Annotated in this window: 12 protein-coding genes; 1 reads left to right on the top strand and 11 read right to left on the bottom strand. The window is 55.1% G+C overall.

Going from position 1 to position 14,788, the window contains the following annotated elements; genetic code table 11:
* Positions 1-4: 4 nt before the first annotated feature.
* The 4 genes from ACKXF9_RS08315 to ACKXF9_RS08300 are packed head-to-tail and all read right to left on the bottom strand — an operon-like array spanning position 5 to position 2,718.
* Positions 5-1,129, bottom strand: a complete 1,125-nt coding sequence (locus ACKXF9_RS08315) for an AAA family ATPase (RefSeq protein WP_113621068.1) — start codon at positions 1,127-1,129, stop codon at positions 5-7.
* Complete coding sequence (locus ACKXF9_RS08310; RefSeq protein ID WP_097770292.1) at positions 1,126-1,455, bottom strand: plasmid mobilization protein; 330 nt, start codon at positions 1,453-1,455, stop codon at positions 1,126-1,128. Before ACKXF9_RS08310 ends, ACKXF9_RS08315 begins: the two co-directional genes overlap by 4 nt.
* Positions 1,452-2,528: a site-specific integrase gene (locus tag ACKXF9_RS08305; protein ID WP_113621069.1), complete on the bottom strand. Its 1,077-nt coding sequence runs from the start codon at positions 2,526-2,528 to the stop codon at positions 1,452-1,454. Before ACKXF9_RS08305 ends, ACKXF9_RS08310 begins: the two co-directional genes overlap by 4 nt.
* Before the next feature lie 4 nt (positions 2,529-2,532).
* The gene (locus ACKXF9_RS08300) at positions 2,533-2,718 is read right to left on the bottom strand and encodes a hypothetical protein (RefSeq protein WP_015538532.1); all 186 of its coding nucleotides are present in this window, start codon (positions 2,716-2,718) and stop codon (positions 2,533-2,535) included.
* Positions 2,719-3,051: 333 nt separating this feature from the next.
* Between ACKXF9_RS08300 and ACKXF9_RS08295 the strand changes: the two genes are divergently transcribed.
* On the top strand, positions 3,052-3,555 hold the full coding sequence (locus ACKXF9_RS08295; RefSeq protein ID WP_097838603.1) for a helix-turn-helix domain-containing protein: 504 nt from the start codon (positions 3,052-3,054) through the stop codon (positions 3,553-3,555).
* 157 nt (positions 3,556-3,712) lie between these two features.
* Here the strand turns inward: ACKXF9_RS08295 and guaA are convergent, their stop codons facing one another.
* The 7 genes from guaA to rpoC all read right to left on the bottom strand — a co-directional run bounded on the left by guaA (position 3,713) and on the right by rpoC (position 14,718).
* Complete coding sequence (guaA, locus tag ACKXF9_RS08290; protein ID WP_249238532.1) at positions 3,713-5,263, bottom strand: glutamine-hydrolyzing GMP synthase; 1,551 nt, start codon at positions 5,261-5,263, stop codon at positions 3,713-3,715.
* A gap of 102 nt (positions 5,264-5,365) precedes the next feature.
* Positions 5,366-5,995, bottom strand: a complete 630-nt coding sequence (locus ACKXF9_RS08285; RefSeq protein ID WP_339394708.1) for a GyrI-like domain-containing protein — start codon at positions 5,993-5,995, stop codon at positions 5,366-5,368.
* 268 nt (positions 5,996-6,263) lie between these two features.
* Complete coding sequence (gene tuf / locus ACKXF9_RS08280; RefSeq protein WP_348583667.1) at positions 6,264-7,469, bottom strand: elongation factor Tu; 1,206 nt, start codon at positions 7,467-7,469, stop codon at positions 6,264-6,266.
* Positions 7,470-7,644: 175 nt separating this feature from the next.
* The gene (fusA, locus tag ACKXF9_RS08275) at positions 7,645-9,771 is read right to left on the bottom strand and encodes an elongation factor G (protein WP_348583668.1); all 2,127 of its coding nucleotides are present in this window, start codon (positions 9,769-9,771) and stop codon (positions 7,645-7,647) included.
* A gap of 24 nt (positions 9,772-9,795) precedes the next feature.
* A complete protein-coding gene (gene rpsG / locus ACKXF9_RS08270; protein WP_005930552.1) occupies positions 9,796-10,266 on the bottom strand; it encodes a 30S ribosomal protein S7 in 471 nt (156 codons plus the stop codon).
* A 161-nt stretch (positions 10,267-10,427) separates the two neighbouring features.
* Positions 10,428-10,856, bottom strand: a complete 429-nt coding sequence (rpsL, locus tag ACKXF9_RS08265) for a 30S ribosomal protein S12 (RefSeq protein WP_005926182.1) — start codon at positions 10,854-10,856, stop codon at positions 10,428-10,430.
* A gap of 289 nt (positions 10,857-11,145) precedes the next feature.
* Positions 11,146-14,718 (bottom strand): DNA-directed RNA polymerase subunit beta', encoded by a 3,573-nt coding sequence (rpoC, locus tag ACKXF9_RS08260; RefSeq protein ID WP_348583669.1) that lies wholly within the window; start codon positions 14,716-14,718, stop codon positions 11,146-11,148.
* Between the last annotated feature and the right edge of the window lie 70 nt (positions 14,719-14,788).

Below are 14,788 nucleotides of genomic sequence, written 5' to 3'. Positions count from 1 at the left end.
ATCGTCACGTCCCAGAATTTTCCAGCGTTAATTTGACCACTCTGCCCTCATGGGTGCGCTTGCTTTCGTACCGAATTCCATAATCGTTGTAGAGCCTGTCGGCACTCACGTTCAGCTTCCGGGTCAGGATGTTTGCCTGTATGCTCACACCCGGCAGACGTTCCAGCAGCTCCGTGGGCGTACCGCTCCACTCTGGCTGTTCCGGGGTGAGCATCTTTGCCACCGCTTCCAGAAGCGGGTCGGGCGGCAGCTTCCAAAGTTCCGTTTCGGCTCCTTGGAACTCCCAGACACAGCGTTCTCGGTTGAACTCCAATGTCAGCTCCTGATCCGGCTGGTCACGCCCCACGATGTCCAGTAGTGCGGTGTTGTCCGTGCGCCGCTTCTTCTGCATGATGAATGCGCCATCCGCTGCACCCAACAGACCGTTGGTGCCGGAGATCATATCAAAGCTGTCCTCGGCTTCCATCTTCCGGGTGTGATGAACCACCAGCAGGCAGATGCCGTACCTGTCGCTGAAAGTTTTCAGTTTGGTCACGATCTCGTAGTCGCTGGCGTAGCTGTATCGGTCACCGCCGATCTCCCGCACCTTCTGCAGGGTGTCGATGATGATGAGCCGTACATCCGGGTGCTCCCGGATGAATCCTTCCAACTGCTGGTCAAGTCCCTCGCTCACGGACTTAGCTTGCGTTGCGAAGTAGAGATTGCTGGTCTCCTCTACCCCGAACATCCGGGAGAGCCGCCGCTGCAGCCGGGCGTAATCATCCTCCAACGCCAGATAGAGGACGGTGCCTTGATGCACCTCGTACTCCCACAACGGAAGCCCCATCGCCACATGGTAGGCGAGCTGCCCCATGAAGAAGGACTTGCCCACCTTGGGTGCTCCTACAAAGAGGTAGGTGCCACTGTACAGCAGGTCGTTCACGATGGGCTTCCGGGGTGGATACACCGTGTCGTACAGCTCGGTCATTGATACCGTGTTCAGTCCGAAATTGTTTGACTTTTTCGCGGCTTGCAGATTGATTTGCTTGCCCGAATTTGTTATAATATTGGTGGTAATTTTATCAGACGACTGTACCGCATCTGCGCCAACAGATGCACCCGGTACGGTCGTTTTTCTATTGTCCGTCATTCGCATTCCTCCTTAAGTCCGTTCAACGTCAGGGCTACCATTTGCAAGGTCTCCAGCAAGTCCGGCGGGACTTCTTCATCCACGGCCAGCCGCTGTAATTCCTGATAGATCAGCTCCATCTGGCCTCGTAGGGCTTTGTAGACCCTTGGGTTGCCTACCACGGTGATTTCCCGGTCGGTCAAGCGGCGGATGATATACTCCTGTTTGGTCAGCCCGGAGAGCTTTACTTTGGCTTCCAGAACCTCGTCCTCTTCCGGGGACATTCGGAAGGCTACCACCTTGTTCCGCCAGCGGCCTTGCTGGTCGAGCACTCGTTCCATCTTCATCCTTCCTTTCGTTCCATGTCCAGCTTCTGCGCCATCTCCTGCTGCTTTGAGGGGAAGAGGTGGGCGTACTTATAGGTGATGTCCACACTCTCATGCCCTACCCGGTCAGCGATTGCCAAAGCCGAGAAGCCCATTTCAATCAGCAGCGACACATGGGAGTGCCGTAGGTCGTGGATTCGTATCCGCTTCACCCCGGCCTCCTTGGCTCCCCTGTCCATCTCGTGGTGCAGGTAGCTCTTGGTCACCTCAAAGATCCGCTGATCCGGCTGGACTTTGTAGAAGGATTTCAGATAGTCCCTGATCTCGTCCGTCAGAAACTGCGGCATCTGGATGACCCGGACGCTCTTGGGTGTTTTCGGGTCGGTGATCACATCCCGGCCTTTCAGCCTTTGATAGGATTTGGTGATGGAGAGCAGCCCCTTGTCCAAGTCGAAGTCTGCCGGAGTCAGAGCCAGCAGCTCGCCCTCCCGGATGCCACACCAGTAGAGGACCTCAAAAGCGTAATAGGACTGCGGCTTGTCCATCATCGCTTCCGCGAACTTGAGGTACTCCTCCTTTGTCCAGAAGAGCATCTCCTTGTGCTTTTCCGACCCCATGCACCCGGCTGTGGCCGCTGCGTTTGATTTCAGCCCGTAGAACCGGACGGCGTGGTTCAGAATGGCACTGAGCTGTCCATGGAGCGTCTTGAGGTAGGTCGGCGAGTAGGCCTTGCCGTTTTTGTCCCGGTAGTTCAGCATCTCGTTCTGCCATGCGATCACATCCCGCGGCTTGATCTCGCTGAGCCGCTTTTCTTTGAAGTACGGTAAGATTTTCGTTCGGATGATATGCTCCTTGACAGACCAGGTGTTTTCCCGGAGTCGCTTTTTCTTGTCCGTGATATAAATTTCCACGAAGGCTTCAAAGGTCATGGTCAGGTCTGCCGCCTGCTGAAGAAGGAACTCCCGCTCCCACGCCAGAGCGTCCTTCTTGGTGGCAAACCCCCGTTTCAGCTTCTTCTGCTTCACACCTTGCCAGTTCTCGAAGTAGAAGGAAGCGTACCATGTGCCTTGCCTGCTGTCTTTGTAGGCTGGCATCTTATCACTCCTCTCCTGCCCCGTAGATCTTCTCCTGATAGTACCTCCTGCTTACACGGCCTCCCACGGTCGTGTAGCCCTTGGCCCTCAGTTCCTCGTTCCACTGGGCAATCATCTTGTACGCCAGACCCTGCGAGATGTCCAGCTCCTTTGCCAGCTCGTCTGCCTTGATAAAAATGCTATTTGCCATTTTTTGTCCTTTCCTTGTCGGTTTCGTTTCGGTGCCGCTTCATCCTCGCTGACTTCCGGCAGGCATATCCCCTTTGCGGTGCTGTGCCGTCCCCTTACGGAGCGCTCGCTTCCTTTCGGAAGGTCTTGGCGGTTTGGGTCAGTTTGGCGGTCATTCAATTTTACTAAGCATTTTTGCTTATCTTTTTGCATTCTCATTATACTAAACATATTTCGTTAAGTCAAGAGGCTTTTGGGTAAAATCTTAAACTTTTTTGTTTATTTTCTATTGCACCTCCTGTTTTTCTGTGCTATACTGGGTTCAACAAATATGTTTAAGTCAGGAGGCAATCGCATGGCAGTCGGTGACCGCATCAAACGTGCCCGTAACCTCCGAGGTATGACCCAGAAAGAACTGGGCATTGCCATCGGGTTTGAGGAGAAGAGCGCAGACATCCGTATCGCACAATACGAAAGCAACACCCGCACACCCAAGGAAGAGTTGCTCCGCAAGATTGCGGAGGTGCTGGACGTGAACTACCGTTCCCTCTATGAGCCGACCCTGTACGCCGCAGAGGATGTGATGTACACTCTGTTCGAGCTGGACGAGCACTACCCCGGCACCCGGCTCTACGAGGTCACAGACACCACCGACCCAGATTTCCCGGAAAAGCACATGGCAGTCAGCTTCCGCTATCGCCTGCTGGATGAGTTCTTAAAGGAGTGGCAGCTCCGCAAGAAGCAGCTCCGGGAGGGCGAGATCACCAAGGAAGAGTATCTGGAATGGAAGCTCAACTGGCCTCAGACTGCCGACGGCTGCGGCCGGTACGAGCCGAAGAAAAAGTGGCGTAAAGAATAAAAGACACAAAAATGCCCTCTGAAAAACTTACCGTTTCTCAGAGGGCATTCTCATGTCTCTCTTTATGAATAATCGCCTGATAGTATCAAAGCAGTATCACAGAGTCTTTTGGCTCTCAAAATATTGCATTGCATCAATACTTTTCAGGGTTTGCAGATTACTCGAGCTCGATCGTTGCCGGCGGTTTGCCGGTGCAATCGTAGAACACGCGGTTCACATGCTTGACTTCATTGACGATGCGGCTAGTGACAGTGCCCAGAACATCCCAAGGCATATTGTAGCTCTCGGCCGTCATAAAGTCGGTGGTGGTCACAGCACGCAGCGCCACAGCGTAATCATAGGTGCGCTCGTCGCCCATGACGCCCACACTGTGCATATTGGTCAAGGCTGCATAGTACTGGCTGATTTCCTTATCCAGACCAGCCTTTGCGATCTCTTCGCGCCAGATGGCATCGGCATCCTGCACGATAGCCACCTTCTCCGGGGTCACCTCACCGATGATGCGGATGCCAAGACCCGGGCCGGGGAACGGCTGACGGCTGACCAGATATTCGGGCAGGCCCAGCTCACGGCCGGCCTGACGCACTTCATCCTTGAACAGGTTGCGCAGCGGCTCCACCAGCTCCTTGAAGTCCACGGTGTCGGGCAGACCGCCTACGTTGTGGTGGCTCTTAATAACGGTAGACTCGCCGCCCAGACCGCTCTCGACCACGTCAGGGTAGATCGTACCCTGTGCGAGGAAGTCCACCTTGCCGATCTTCTTGGCCTGCTCTTCAAACACACGGATGAACTCTTCACCAATGATCTTACGCTTGCGTTCCGGCTCCGTGACGCCAGCCAGCTTGCTGAAATAGCGCTCGCGGGCATCTACACAGATAAAGTTGATATCAAAGCCATTGGCATTGCCCGGGCCGAAGACCGCGCAGACCTCTTCCTTCTCGTTCTTACGCAGCAGACCGTGGTCCACGAACACACAGGTCAGCTGTTTGCCGATGGCCTTAGCCAGCATAGCTGCCAGAACGGAGGAATCCACGCCGCCGGACAGGGCGCACAGCACCTTGCCATCGCCGATGCGCTCACGCAGGGCCTTGACATTGTTCTCCACAAAGGAATCCATCTTCCAGTCGCCGGTGCAACCGCAGACGTTGTACACGAAGTTGCGCAGCATCTTTTTGCCTTCCGCAGTGTGCAGCACTTCCGGGTGGAACTGAACTGCGTACAGGCCCTTTTCCTCGTTCTCTGCCGCAGCTACAGGGCAGTTGACCGTGTGGGCTGTGATCTTAAAGCCCGGGGCCGCCTGCTCAATGTAGTCGTTGTGGCTCATCCAGCAGATGGTGGACGGCTGTACATCCGTGAACATTTTACTGTTATTGTCCACGAACACCTCCGTCTTGCCGTACTCACGCTCCGGTGCACGGCAAACGTGACCGCCCAGCAGATGCATCATCAGCTGGCTGCCATAACAGATGCCCAGCACAGGCACACCCCATGTAAAGATCTCCGGGTCGATCGTGGGAGAATCCTCCAGATAAACGCTGTTGGGGCCACCGGTGAAGATGATGCCCTTGGGGTTCTTTGCCTTGATGACCGACAGATCGGTTTTATAGGAATAGATCTCACAGTAGACATTGTTCTCGCGGACACGGCGCGCGATCAGCTGATTGTACTGGCCGCCAAAATCCAGCACGATAACAGTTTCATGCTGCATGATATTCTCTCCTCCCTTATCCATTCAATGTGTTTCTACAGATAACTTTAGTATAGCACATCTGCCAAATAAAAGCGACATCATTTGTGAATTTTCCTGTATTTATTTTTTCACCGGATGCCGCAACACCGTTTTCAGTGTCCCCGGTGCAGCACGGCGAGGATCGCTCAGATAAATTTCGTGGTGGAAGCGTGTCTCTGAAAAATCAAGCCTATACCCCTGCTCTACGGCAAAGGCATCCATCTGCGCCAGCGTTTTCGGTTCTTCATCATAAGGGCCGATATGCAGGCACTGAATACAAAGTCCCTCGTCATAGGTCAGGAATTCCGCCTTGGAAAAATCCTTTTTCTTTTTTGCCGTTGCTTCCTGTACGGCCCAATCAAACGCTTCCGGCGTCACGAATTCTGGCAATCGGATCATGGATGTCCACTCAAATGTTTCTTTATGTGCATAGTCAACGCCATCCACGCCCTTCTGATGCCACAAACCCTCCAACGGTGGAACCACATATTCAAAATAGCCGTCCATCTTGTGGCTGCCCTTATAGCTCATTTTGATGGTGAAAGCAATGCCGTACAGCACTCCCATTGCCTCCTGATAGGCTCCACCCGGAGCATTCGGGTCGCCCTTGCCGTGCACTGCCACAAAATTCATACGCGGTATCGTAATCAGATGCGGTTTTTTCGGCGGAAGATAAAATTCCCTGTACTCTTTCTTATAATCAAACGGCATTACTCTTCACACCTTCCAGAAGTTCTCGCTGCTTCTTTTTGCCGAATCCTCTCAGCACCAGCCGATAGGACTTTTCCAGCATTTCCTTTTTCAGTATACCAGAACAACCTTGTTTTGTAAACAAAGAGTTGTGACATGCCGCAAAAAAAAATCCCCTGCCCTTACAGACAGAGGATCTAAAACAAAAAGAGACCTTCCCACTCTCCGGAATGGGAAGGTCTCTCGTAAGTTTAACCTTTAGCCTTAGGAAAGGCGCGAAGGGTCAAAATCACTCAATGATCTTGCCAACAACGCCAGAACCAACGGTACGGCCACCCTCACGGATAGCGAAACGCAGGCCCTCTTCCATAGCAACAGGGGTCAGCAGCTCAACGTGCATCATGACGTTATCGCCGGGCATGCACATCTCAGTGCCTTCGGGCAGAGTGATGATACCGGTCACGTCGGTGGTGCGGAAGTAGAACTGAGGACGATAGTTGGAGAAGAACGGAGTATGACGGCCGCCTTCGTCCTTGGTCAGAACGTACACCTGAGACTCGAAGGTCTTGTGGGGGTGCACGGAACCGGGCTTAGCCAGAACCTGACCACGCTCGATCTGGGTACGATCAACACCACGCAGCAGAGCGCCGATGTTATCGCCAGCCTCAGCGAAGTCCAGAGACTTACGGAACATCTCCAGACCGGTGATGGTGGTGCTCAGACGATCGGGCTTGATGCCGACGATTTCCATAGCATCGCCAACCTTAGCAATACCACGCTCAACACGACCGGTTGCAACGGTACCACGGCCAGAAATGGTCATGACGTCCTCGATGGGCATCAGGAAGGGCTTGTCTTCCTCACGATCGGGGTTGGGGATATAGGTGTCAACAGCGTCCATCAGCTCCTTGATGCAAGCATACTCGGGAGCATTGGGATCGGTGGAGGTAGACTCCAGAGCCTTCAGAGCGGAACCACGAATGATCGGGGTATCGTCGCCCGGGAAGTCGTACTCGCTCAGCAGCTCACGGATCTCCATCTCGACCAGATCCAGCAGCTCTTCGTCGTCGACCATATCGCACTTGTTCATGAACACGACGATATAGGGCACGCCGACCTGACGAGCCAGCAGGATGTGCTCACGGGTCTGGGGCATGGGACCATCGGTAGCAGCAACGACCAGAATAGCGCCGTCCATCTGAGCAGCACCAGTGATCATGTTCTTAACGTAGTCAGCATGGCCCGGGCAGTCAACGTGAGCATAGTGACGAGCCTCGGTCTGATACTCAACGTGAGCGGAGTTGATCGTGATACCACGAGCACGCTCCTCAGGAGCCTTATCGATGTTGGCATAGTCCATGAAGTCTGCGTCGCCCTTCAGAGCCAGGTACTTGGTGATAGCGGCGGTCAGAGTGGTCTTGCCGTGGTCAACGTGACCGATGGTGCCGATGTTCACATGCGGCTTAGAACGGTCGAACTTTGCCTTTTCAGCCATTGGAATATCCTCCCTTAATTTAGGTTTTGATATTTGGTTACAACAACCCTGCAAGATGCAGACATTGCATTGCAAGGCTATTCTACTAAATTTGTCCTGTAAAATCAAGTGCTTTTACAGGAAATTTTGCCGGAGTTACACTACCCCGGCAAAATCTTTATCCATTTTTCAGGAATCAGCCCTTGGTGCGGCCAGCAATGATCTGGTCAGCAATGTTCTTGGGCACCGGCTCGTAGTGAGACGGCTCCATGACATACTGGCCACGACCCTGAGTCTTGGAACGCAGGTCGGTAGCGTAGCCGAACATCTGAGCCAGAGGCACAAATGCATTGACACGCTGAGTACCGGCCATAGCCTCCATGCCCTGGATCTGACCACGGCGTGCATTCAGGTCGCCGATAACATCGCCCAGATACTCATCGGGAACGATAACTGCAACCTTCATGATGGGCTCGGTGATGATCGGATCAGCCTTGCGCATAGCATCCTTGAATGCCATAGAACCAGCAATGGAGAAGGCCATTTCAGAGGAGTCGACCTCATGATAAGAACCATCCCACAGGGTGACCTTGACATCAACGACAGGATAACCAGCCAGAACACCGGACTTCATAGCACCCTGGATACCATTGTCGATAGCCGGGATGTATTCCTTCGGGATGGCACCGCCAACGATGGCGTTGACGAACTCGTAACCCTTGCCGGGCTCGTTGGGCTCGATCTTGATCTTAACATGACCGTACTGGCCCTTACCACCGGACTGACGTGCGTACTTGGTTTCCTGGTTGGCCTCTTTACGGATGGTCTCACGGTAAGCAACCTGGGGTGCACCCACATTTGCTTCAACCTTGAACTCACGCAGCAGACGGTCAACGATGATCTCCAGATGCAGCTCACCCATACCAGCGATAATGGTCTGACCGGTCTCTTCATCGGTGTAGGTCTTGAAGGTCGGATCCTCTTCGGCCAGCTTTGCCAGCGCGATGCCCATCTTCTCGTTGCCGGCCTTGGTCTTAGGCTCGATTGCAACGCGGATAACAGGCTCGGGGAACTTCATGGACTCCAGAATGATGGGATGATTCTCATCACACAGAGTGTCACCGGTGGTGGTGTTCTTCAGACCGACAACAGCAGCGATATCACCTGCATAGCAGCAGTCGATATCCTTGCGGTGGTTAGAATGCATCTGCAGGATGCGGCCCATACGCTCCTTGCTGTCCTTCACGGAGTTGTAGACAGTGGTACCTGCCTCAACCTTACCGGAGTAAACACGGAAGTATGCCAGCTTACCAACGAACGGGTCGGTAGCGATCTTGAAGGCCAGAGCTGCGAAGGGTGCGTCGTCGGAAGACGGACGGGTCTCCTGCTCTTCGGTCTCAGGATTCACACCCTTGATGTCCTCGACATCGGTAGGTGCGGGCATATAGTCAACGATAGCGTCCAGCAGCTTCTGCACGCCGCGGTTCTTATAGGAAGAGCCGCAGGTCACAGGCACCAGAGTGTTGGCGATGGTCTCCTTGCGGATCGCAGCCTTCAGCTCGGCACGGGTGATTTCCTCGCCCTCGAGGTACTTCTCCATCAACTCTTCGTCGTTCTCGGCAACAGCCTCGACCAGAATGTTGTGGTACTCCTCGGCCTGCTCACGCATATCCTCGGGGATGGGCTCAGTGCGCATGTCGTTGCCCATATCGTCGTAGTAGACCTCAGCGTTCATATCGACCAGGTCAACGATACCGCGGAAGGTATCCTCCTGACCGATGGGCAGCTGGATCGCCACGCCGTTTGCGTGCAGACGATCGTGCAGCATCTTGATGCAGCGGAAGAAGTCAGCACCCATGGTATCCATCTTGTTGACGTACACCATGCGGGGGACCTTGTACTCGTCAGCCTGACGCCAGACGGTCTCAGACTGGGGCTCGACACCGCCCTTAGCAGCCAGAACGGTCACAGAACCGTCCAGCACGCGCAGGGAACGCTGAACCTCAACAGTGAAGTCCACGTGGCCCGGAGTGTCGATGATGTTGATGCGGTGACGGTTCTTCTTGAATGCAACCGGATCCTTCTGGGTCTCAGAGTGGCTCCAGTAGCAGGTGGTAGCAGCGGAAGTGATGGTGATACCACGCTCCTGCTCCTGAACCATCCAGTCCATGGTAGCGCCGCCATCATGAACTTCGCCGATCTTATGATTGATGCCGGTGTAGTACAGAATACGCTCGGTAGTCGTAGTCTTACCAGCATCGATATGGGCCATAATGCCGATATTTCTCGTCATCTGAAGAGAAACTTCTCTGGGTGTAGCCATGAAATTAACCTCCTACAGAACAGATCAATAACGGAAATGAGCGAAAGCCTTGTTGGCTTCTGCCATCTTGTGAGTGTCCTCACGCTTCTTCACGGCGTTACCAGTGTTGTTGGCAGCATCCATGATTTCAGCAGCCAGACGCTGAGCCATGGTCTTCTCACCACGGCTGCGGCTGTAAGCAGTCAGCCAGCGCAGACCCAGAGTCTCGCGGCGAGCCGGGCTGACTTCCAGAGGAACCTGGTAGTTAGCACCGCCAACGCGGCGGGTCTTGCACTCGAGGCTGGGCATGATGTTCTCCATCGCCTTCTCGAAAGTCTCCAGCGGATCGTTGCCGGTCTTCTCCTGAATCATGGAGAAAGCCTCGTAAACGATCTTCTGAGCGACGCCCTTCTTGCCATCCAGCATAACGCTGTTGACCAGACGAGTGACCATCTTGGAATTGTAAATAGGATCAGCTAAGACATCGCGCTTAGCAATGTTACCTCTTCTAGGCATCTTTCTTCCCTCCTTCACAGAATGATATCATCGGTACTCGAAAGTAATAAAACTCCCGTTGTGTCACAAAGAGCTGACCTTTACATAAACTGTTGCCCTCCGCTTTATCAGCGGACTTGTTATTTATATAATGGAAAGCCGTTTATGGCGGTTGTCCTCAATTACTTCTTTGCAGCACCGGCCTTAGGACGCTTTGCGCCGTACTTGGAGCGGGCCTGATTACGGCCTGCCACACCCTGAGTATCCAGGGTACCACGGATGATGTGGTAACGCACACCGGGCAGGTCCTTAACACGACCGCCACGGATCAGCACGACGGAGTGCTCCTGCAGGTTATGGCCGATACCGGGAATGTAAGAGGTGACCTCGATACCATTCGTGAGGCGGACACGAGCAACCTTACGCAGAGCAGAGTTAGGCTTCTTGGGGGTCATGGTACGAACAGCGGTGCACACGCCACGCTTCTGGGGGCTGCTCAGATCAGAATACTGCTTCTTCTGAGAGTTGTAGGTCTTCTGCAGGGCGGGAGCGGTGCTCTTGGTAGTCAGAACCTCACGGCCTTTGCGTACAAGCTGGTTAAAAGTAGGCATTTTGTTTCTCCTTTCTTAATGATGAGCATCGGACTTTTTCCGACTTTTTTGCCGCACTATCCCCATGAGGGACGCGCAACAGTTATATAATACTCGCTTTACAGGCGGATGTCAACAGTTTTTGCAAAGTTTTTTTCGTTTATTCCAGTTTTTTTCTTTTCGTGTTTTTTCGAGGCAAAACGCTGTTATTTTCTCCCCTGCTTCTGTGTTTTGGACATACAAAAGACCGTTCTGCCGGCGGTTGCCCACAGAACGGTCTGTGCTTTATACTTTCAGGAAGGAGCTTTGCTTACTGTGCAGCAGCTGCCTGTTCGGCAGCGACCTCAGCGTCGCGCTCAGCCTCACGATTCTTCAAATCCTCACGGACTTCCGGCAGACCGGTACCTGCGGGGATCAGCTTACCGATAATGACGTTCTCCTTCAGGCCGGCCAGCGGATCGACCTTGCCCTTGATGGCGGCTTCCGTCAGCACGCGGGTGGTCTCCTGGAAGGATGCGGCAGACAGGAAGGAGTCGTTGGCCAGAGCAGCCTTGGTGATGCCCAGCAGCACCTGCTGATACTCGACCAGCTTCAGGCCCTCTTCACCAGCATCGATGCGCTGCTGCAGATCGGCGTTGATGTTCTCCACTTCCAGACGGCTTGCCAGAGCACCGCCGATCAGGTTGGAAGAACCGGAATCGGTCACACGCACCTTGCGGCACATCTGACGGACGATGACCTCGATATGCTTATCGTTGATTTCCACGCCCTGCAGACGGTAAACCTTCTGGACCTCGTTGATCAGGTAGTTCTGGACATCCTCCAGACCCTTGATCGCCAGAATATCCTGCGGATACAGAACACCTTCACGGGTGATGATGTCGCCCTTTTCCACACGGTCGCCCGGCATCACGCGGGAATGCTGGGTGAACGGGATGGAGTAGCTCTTCACGACCTCAGCACCGGTCTCGTCCTTGCCGGTCACCTTGATGACGACATTCTTCTTGGTATCATCCTGAGAAACAACACCGGAGATCTCGCTCATGATGGCCATGCTCTTGGGACGACGGCTCTCGAACAGCTCCTCGACACGGGGAAGACCCTGTGTGATATCTTCAGCAGATGCGATACCGCCGGTATGGAAGGTACGCATGGTCAGCTGGGTACCGGGCTCACCGATGGACTCTGCGGCGATAACACCGACAGACTCACCCAGACGGACCGGCTCACCGTTTGCCATATCGGAACCATAGCAGCGTGCGCAGACACCGGTCTTTGCACGGCAGGTCAGCAGGCTGCGGATCTTCAGCTTGGTGATGCCGGCTGCCTCGATCTCGTTTGCGTCGTACAGGTCGATCATCTTGCCTTCCGGCACGATCACCTTGCCGGTGACGGGATTGACCACATCGCCCACAGCAAAGCGGCCGATCAGACGCTCACGGAAGCTCTCGATCTTCTCCTTGCCCTCGTGGATCTCGGAGACCCACAGGCCGTCGGTGGTGCCGCAGTCGATCTCGCGGACGATGACATCCTGAGAGACATCGACCATGCGGCGGGTCAGGTAGCCGGAGTCAGCGGTACGCAGAGCGGTATCTGCCAGACCCTTACGGGCACCACGGGCAGAAACGAAATATTCCAGAATATTCAGACCTTCACGGTAGTTGGCACGAATGGGCATCTCGATGGTGTGGCCGGCGGTGTTTGCCAGCAGGCCGCGCATGCCGGCCAGCTGCTTGATCTGGTTCATAGAACCACGAGCACCGGAGTCTGCCATCATATAGATCTCGTTGTCCTTGGGCAGGTTGTCTGCCAGAGCCTTGGAGACCTTATCAGTGGTAGCCTGCCAGATGGAGATGGTCTGGTTGTAACGCTCGTTGTCGGAGATCAGGCCGCGGTTGAACAGCTTGCCGACCTTGGCGATCTGCTGATCAGCCTCGGCGATCAGCTCCTGCTTCTGCGGCGGGATCACAGCGTCGCACACAGCGACGGAGATTGCAGACAGAGTGGAGTACTTGTAGCCCTGCGCCTTGATGGCGTCCAGCATCTTTGCACACTTGCGGGTGCCGTTGCGGGTCATGCAGCGGGAAATGATGTCGGGCAGAGTCTTCTTGGTCACACGGAAGCTGACCTCGTACTCCAGCCAGTGCTCGGGATCAGTACGGTCGATATAGCCCAGATTCTGAGGAACCGGGTTGTTGAAGATGATGCGGCCGACGGTAGCATCCACCAGACCGGTGCGCTCCACGCCATCGATCACCATGGTGCGGCGCACCTTGATGGGTGCGTGCAGGGTGACGATGTGCTCTGCATAAGCCATCAGAGCCTCATTCTCATCGCGGAACACCTTGCCTGCGCCCTCATCGTTTTCACGAACGGTGGTCAGGTAGTAGCTGCCCAGGATCATATCCTGCGTAGGCACGGTAACAGGTGCGCCGTCAGAGGGCTTCAGCAGGTTGCCGGAAGCCAGCATCAGCATCTTGGCCTCACGGCAGGCATCCTCGCCCAGAGGCAGATGCACTGCCATCTGGTCACCGTCGAAGTCGGCGTTGAATGCGGTACATGCCAGCGGGTGCAGCTTGATGGCACGGCCCTCCACCAGCACCGGGTTGAAGGCCTGAATGCCCAGACGGTGCAGGGTAGGTGCACGGTTCAGCAGAACGGGATGACCCTTGATCACAGTCTCCAGGCTGTCCCAGACCTCAGGCTTTGCGCGCTCCACCATCTTGCGGGCGGACTTGATGTTGTTGGCGATGCCCTTCTCCACCAGATCCTTCATGACAAAGGGCTTGAACAGCTCCAGAGCCATCTCCTTGGGCAGACCGCACTGATCCATCTTCAGCTCAGGGCCGACGACGATAACGGAACGGCCGGAGTAGTCAACACGCTTGCCCAACAGGTTCTGACGGAAGCGGCCCTGCTTGCCCTTCAGCAGGTCGGACAGGCTCTTCAGAGCACGGTTGTTGGGGCCGGTGACGGGACGGCCGCGGCGGCCGTTGTCGATCAGGCTGTCCACTGCTTCCTGCAGCATGCGCTTCTCGTTGCGCACGATGATGTCGGGAGCACCCAGCTCCAGCAGACGGCGCAGACGGTTGTTGCGGTTGATGACGCGGCGGTACAGGTCATTCAGGTCGGAGGTGGCGAAGCGGCCGCCATCCAGCTGGACCATGGGGCGCAGGTCAGGCGGCAGAACAGGCAGCACATCCATGACCATCCACTCGGGACGGTTGCCGGAAATGCGGAATGCCTCCACGACCTCCAGACGCTTGAGGATGCGCACGCGCTTCTGACCGGAGGACTTTTCCACCTCAGCGGTCAGCTCTGCGCTCAGCTGATCCAGATCGATCTCCTTCAGCAGATCCTGAATAGCCTCGGCGCCCATAGCAGCCTCGAACTCATCACCGTAGTGGTCGCGCATTTCGCGGTACTCGCTCTCGGTGAGCAGCTGCTTCTTTTCCAGACGGGTAGCGCCCGGATCGGTGACGATATAGCTTGCAAAGTACAGGACCTTCTCCAGCAGGCGGGGGCTGATGTCCAGCATCAGACCGATACGGCTGGGGATGCCCTTGAAGTACCAGATATGGCTCACGGGAGCAGCCAGCTCGATGTGGCCCATGCGCTCACGGCGGACCTTGGCCTTGGTGACCTCAACGCCGCAGCGGTCGCAGATCTTGCCCTTGTAGCGGATGCGCTTATACTTGCCGCAGTGGCACTCCCAGTCCTTGGTAGGTCCAAAAATGCGCTCGCAGTACAGGCCGTCGCGCTCCGGCTTCAGGGTACGGTAGTTGATGGTTTCAGGCTTTTTGACCTCGCCGTAGCTCCAGTTGCGGATCTGCTCCGGGGAGGCAAGGCCGATCTTGATCGAATCGAAAACGTTGTTTTCCATGAAACGAACCCTTCCTTAATCTCTTGTTGTCTCGATGATACAGGCGGCTTTCTTATTCAGAGCACAAGCC

It is taken from the genome of Faecalibacterium sp. 9 (assembly GCF_048320955.1).
GTDB lineage: Bacteria > Bacillota > Clostridia > Oscillospirales > Ruminococcaceae > Faecalibacterium > Faecalibacterium wellingii.
The sequence above is the reverse complement of the archived record's forward strand: the minus strand, read 5'-3'. Positions and strand labels throughout refer to the sequence as shown.

Excerpts from the sequence above, each read along its gene's own strand:
- ACKXF9_RS08315 (WP_113621068.1), bottom strand. The coding sequence starts at position 1,129 with ATGACGGACAATAGAAAAACGACCGTACCGGGTGCATCTGTTGGCGCA.
- ACKXF9_RS08310 (WP_097770292.1), bottom strand. The coding sequence starts at position 1,455 with ATGAAGATGGAACGAGTGCTCGACCAGCAAGGCCGCTGGCGGAACAAG.
- ACKXF9_RS08305 (WP_113621069.1), bottom strand. The coding sequence starts at position 2,528 with ATGCCAGCCTACAAAGACAGCAGGCAAGGCACATGGTACGCTTCCTTC.
- ACKXF9_RS08300 (WP_015538532.1), bottom strand. The coding sequence starts at position 2,718 with ATGGCAAATAGCATTTTTATCAAGGCAGACGAGCTGGCAAAGGAGCTG.
- ACKXF9_RS08295 (WP_097838603.1), top strand. The coding sequence starts at position 3,052 with ATGGCAGTCGGTGACCGCATCAAACGTGCCCGTAACCTCCGAGGTATG.
- guaA (WP_249238532.1), bottom strand. The coding sequence starts at position 5,263 with ATGCAGCATGAAACTGTTATCGTGCTGGATTTTGGCGGCCAGTACAAT.
- ACKXF9_RS08285 (WP_339394708.1), bottom strand. The coding sequence starts at position 5,995 with ATGCCGTTTGATTATAAGAAAGAGTACAGGGAATTTTATCTTCCGCCG.
- tuf (WP_348583667.1), bottom strand. The coding sequence starts at position 7,469 with ATGGCTGAAAAGGCAAAGTTCGACCGTTCTAAGCCGCATGTGAACATC.
- fusA (WP_348583668.1), bottom strand. The coding sequence starts at position 9,771 with ATGGCTACACCCAGAGAAGTTTCTCTTCAGATGACGAGAAATATCGGC.
- rpsG (WP_005930552.1), bottom strand. The coding sequence starts at position 10,266 with ATGCCTAGAAGAGGTAACATTGCTAAGCGCGATGTCTTAGCTGATCCT.
- rpsL (WP_005926182.1), bottom strand. The coding sequence starts at position 10,856 with ATGCCTACTTTTAACCAGCTTGTACGCAAAGGCCGTGAGGTTCTGACT.
- rpoC (WP_348583669.1), bottom strand. The coding sequence starts at position 14,718 with ATGGAAAACAACGTTTTCGATTCGATCAAGATCGGCCTTGCCTCCCCG.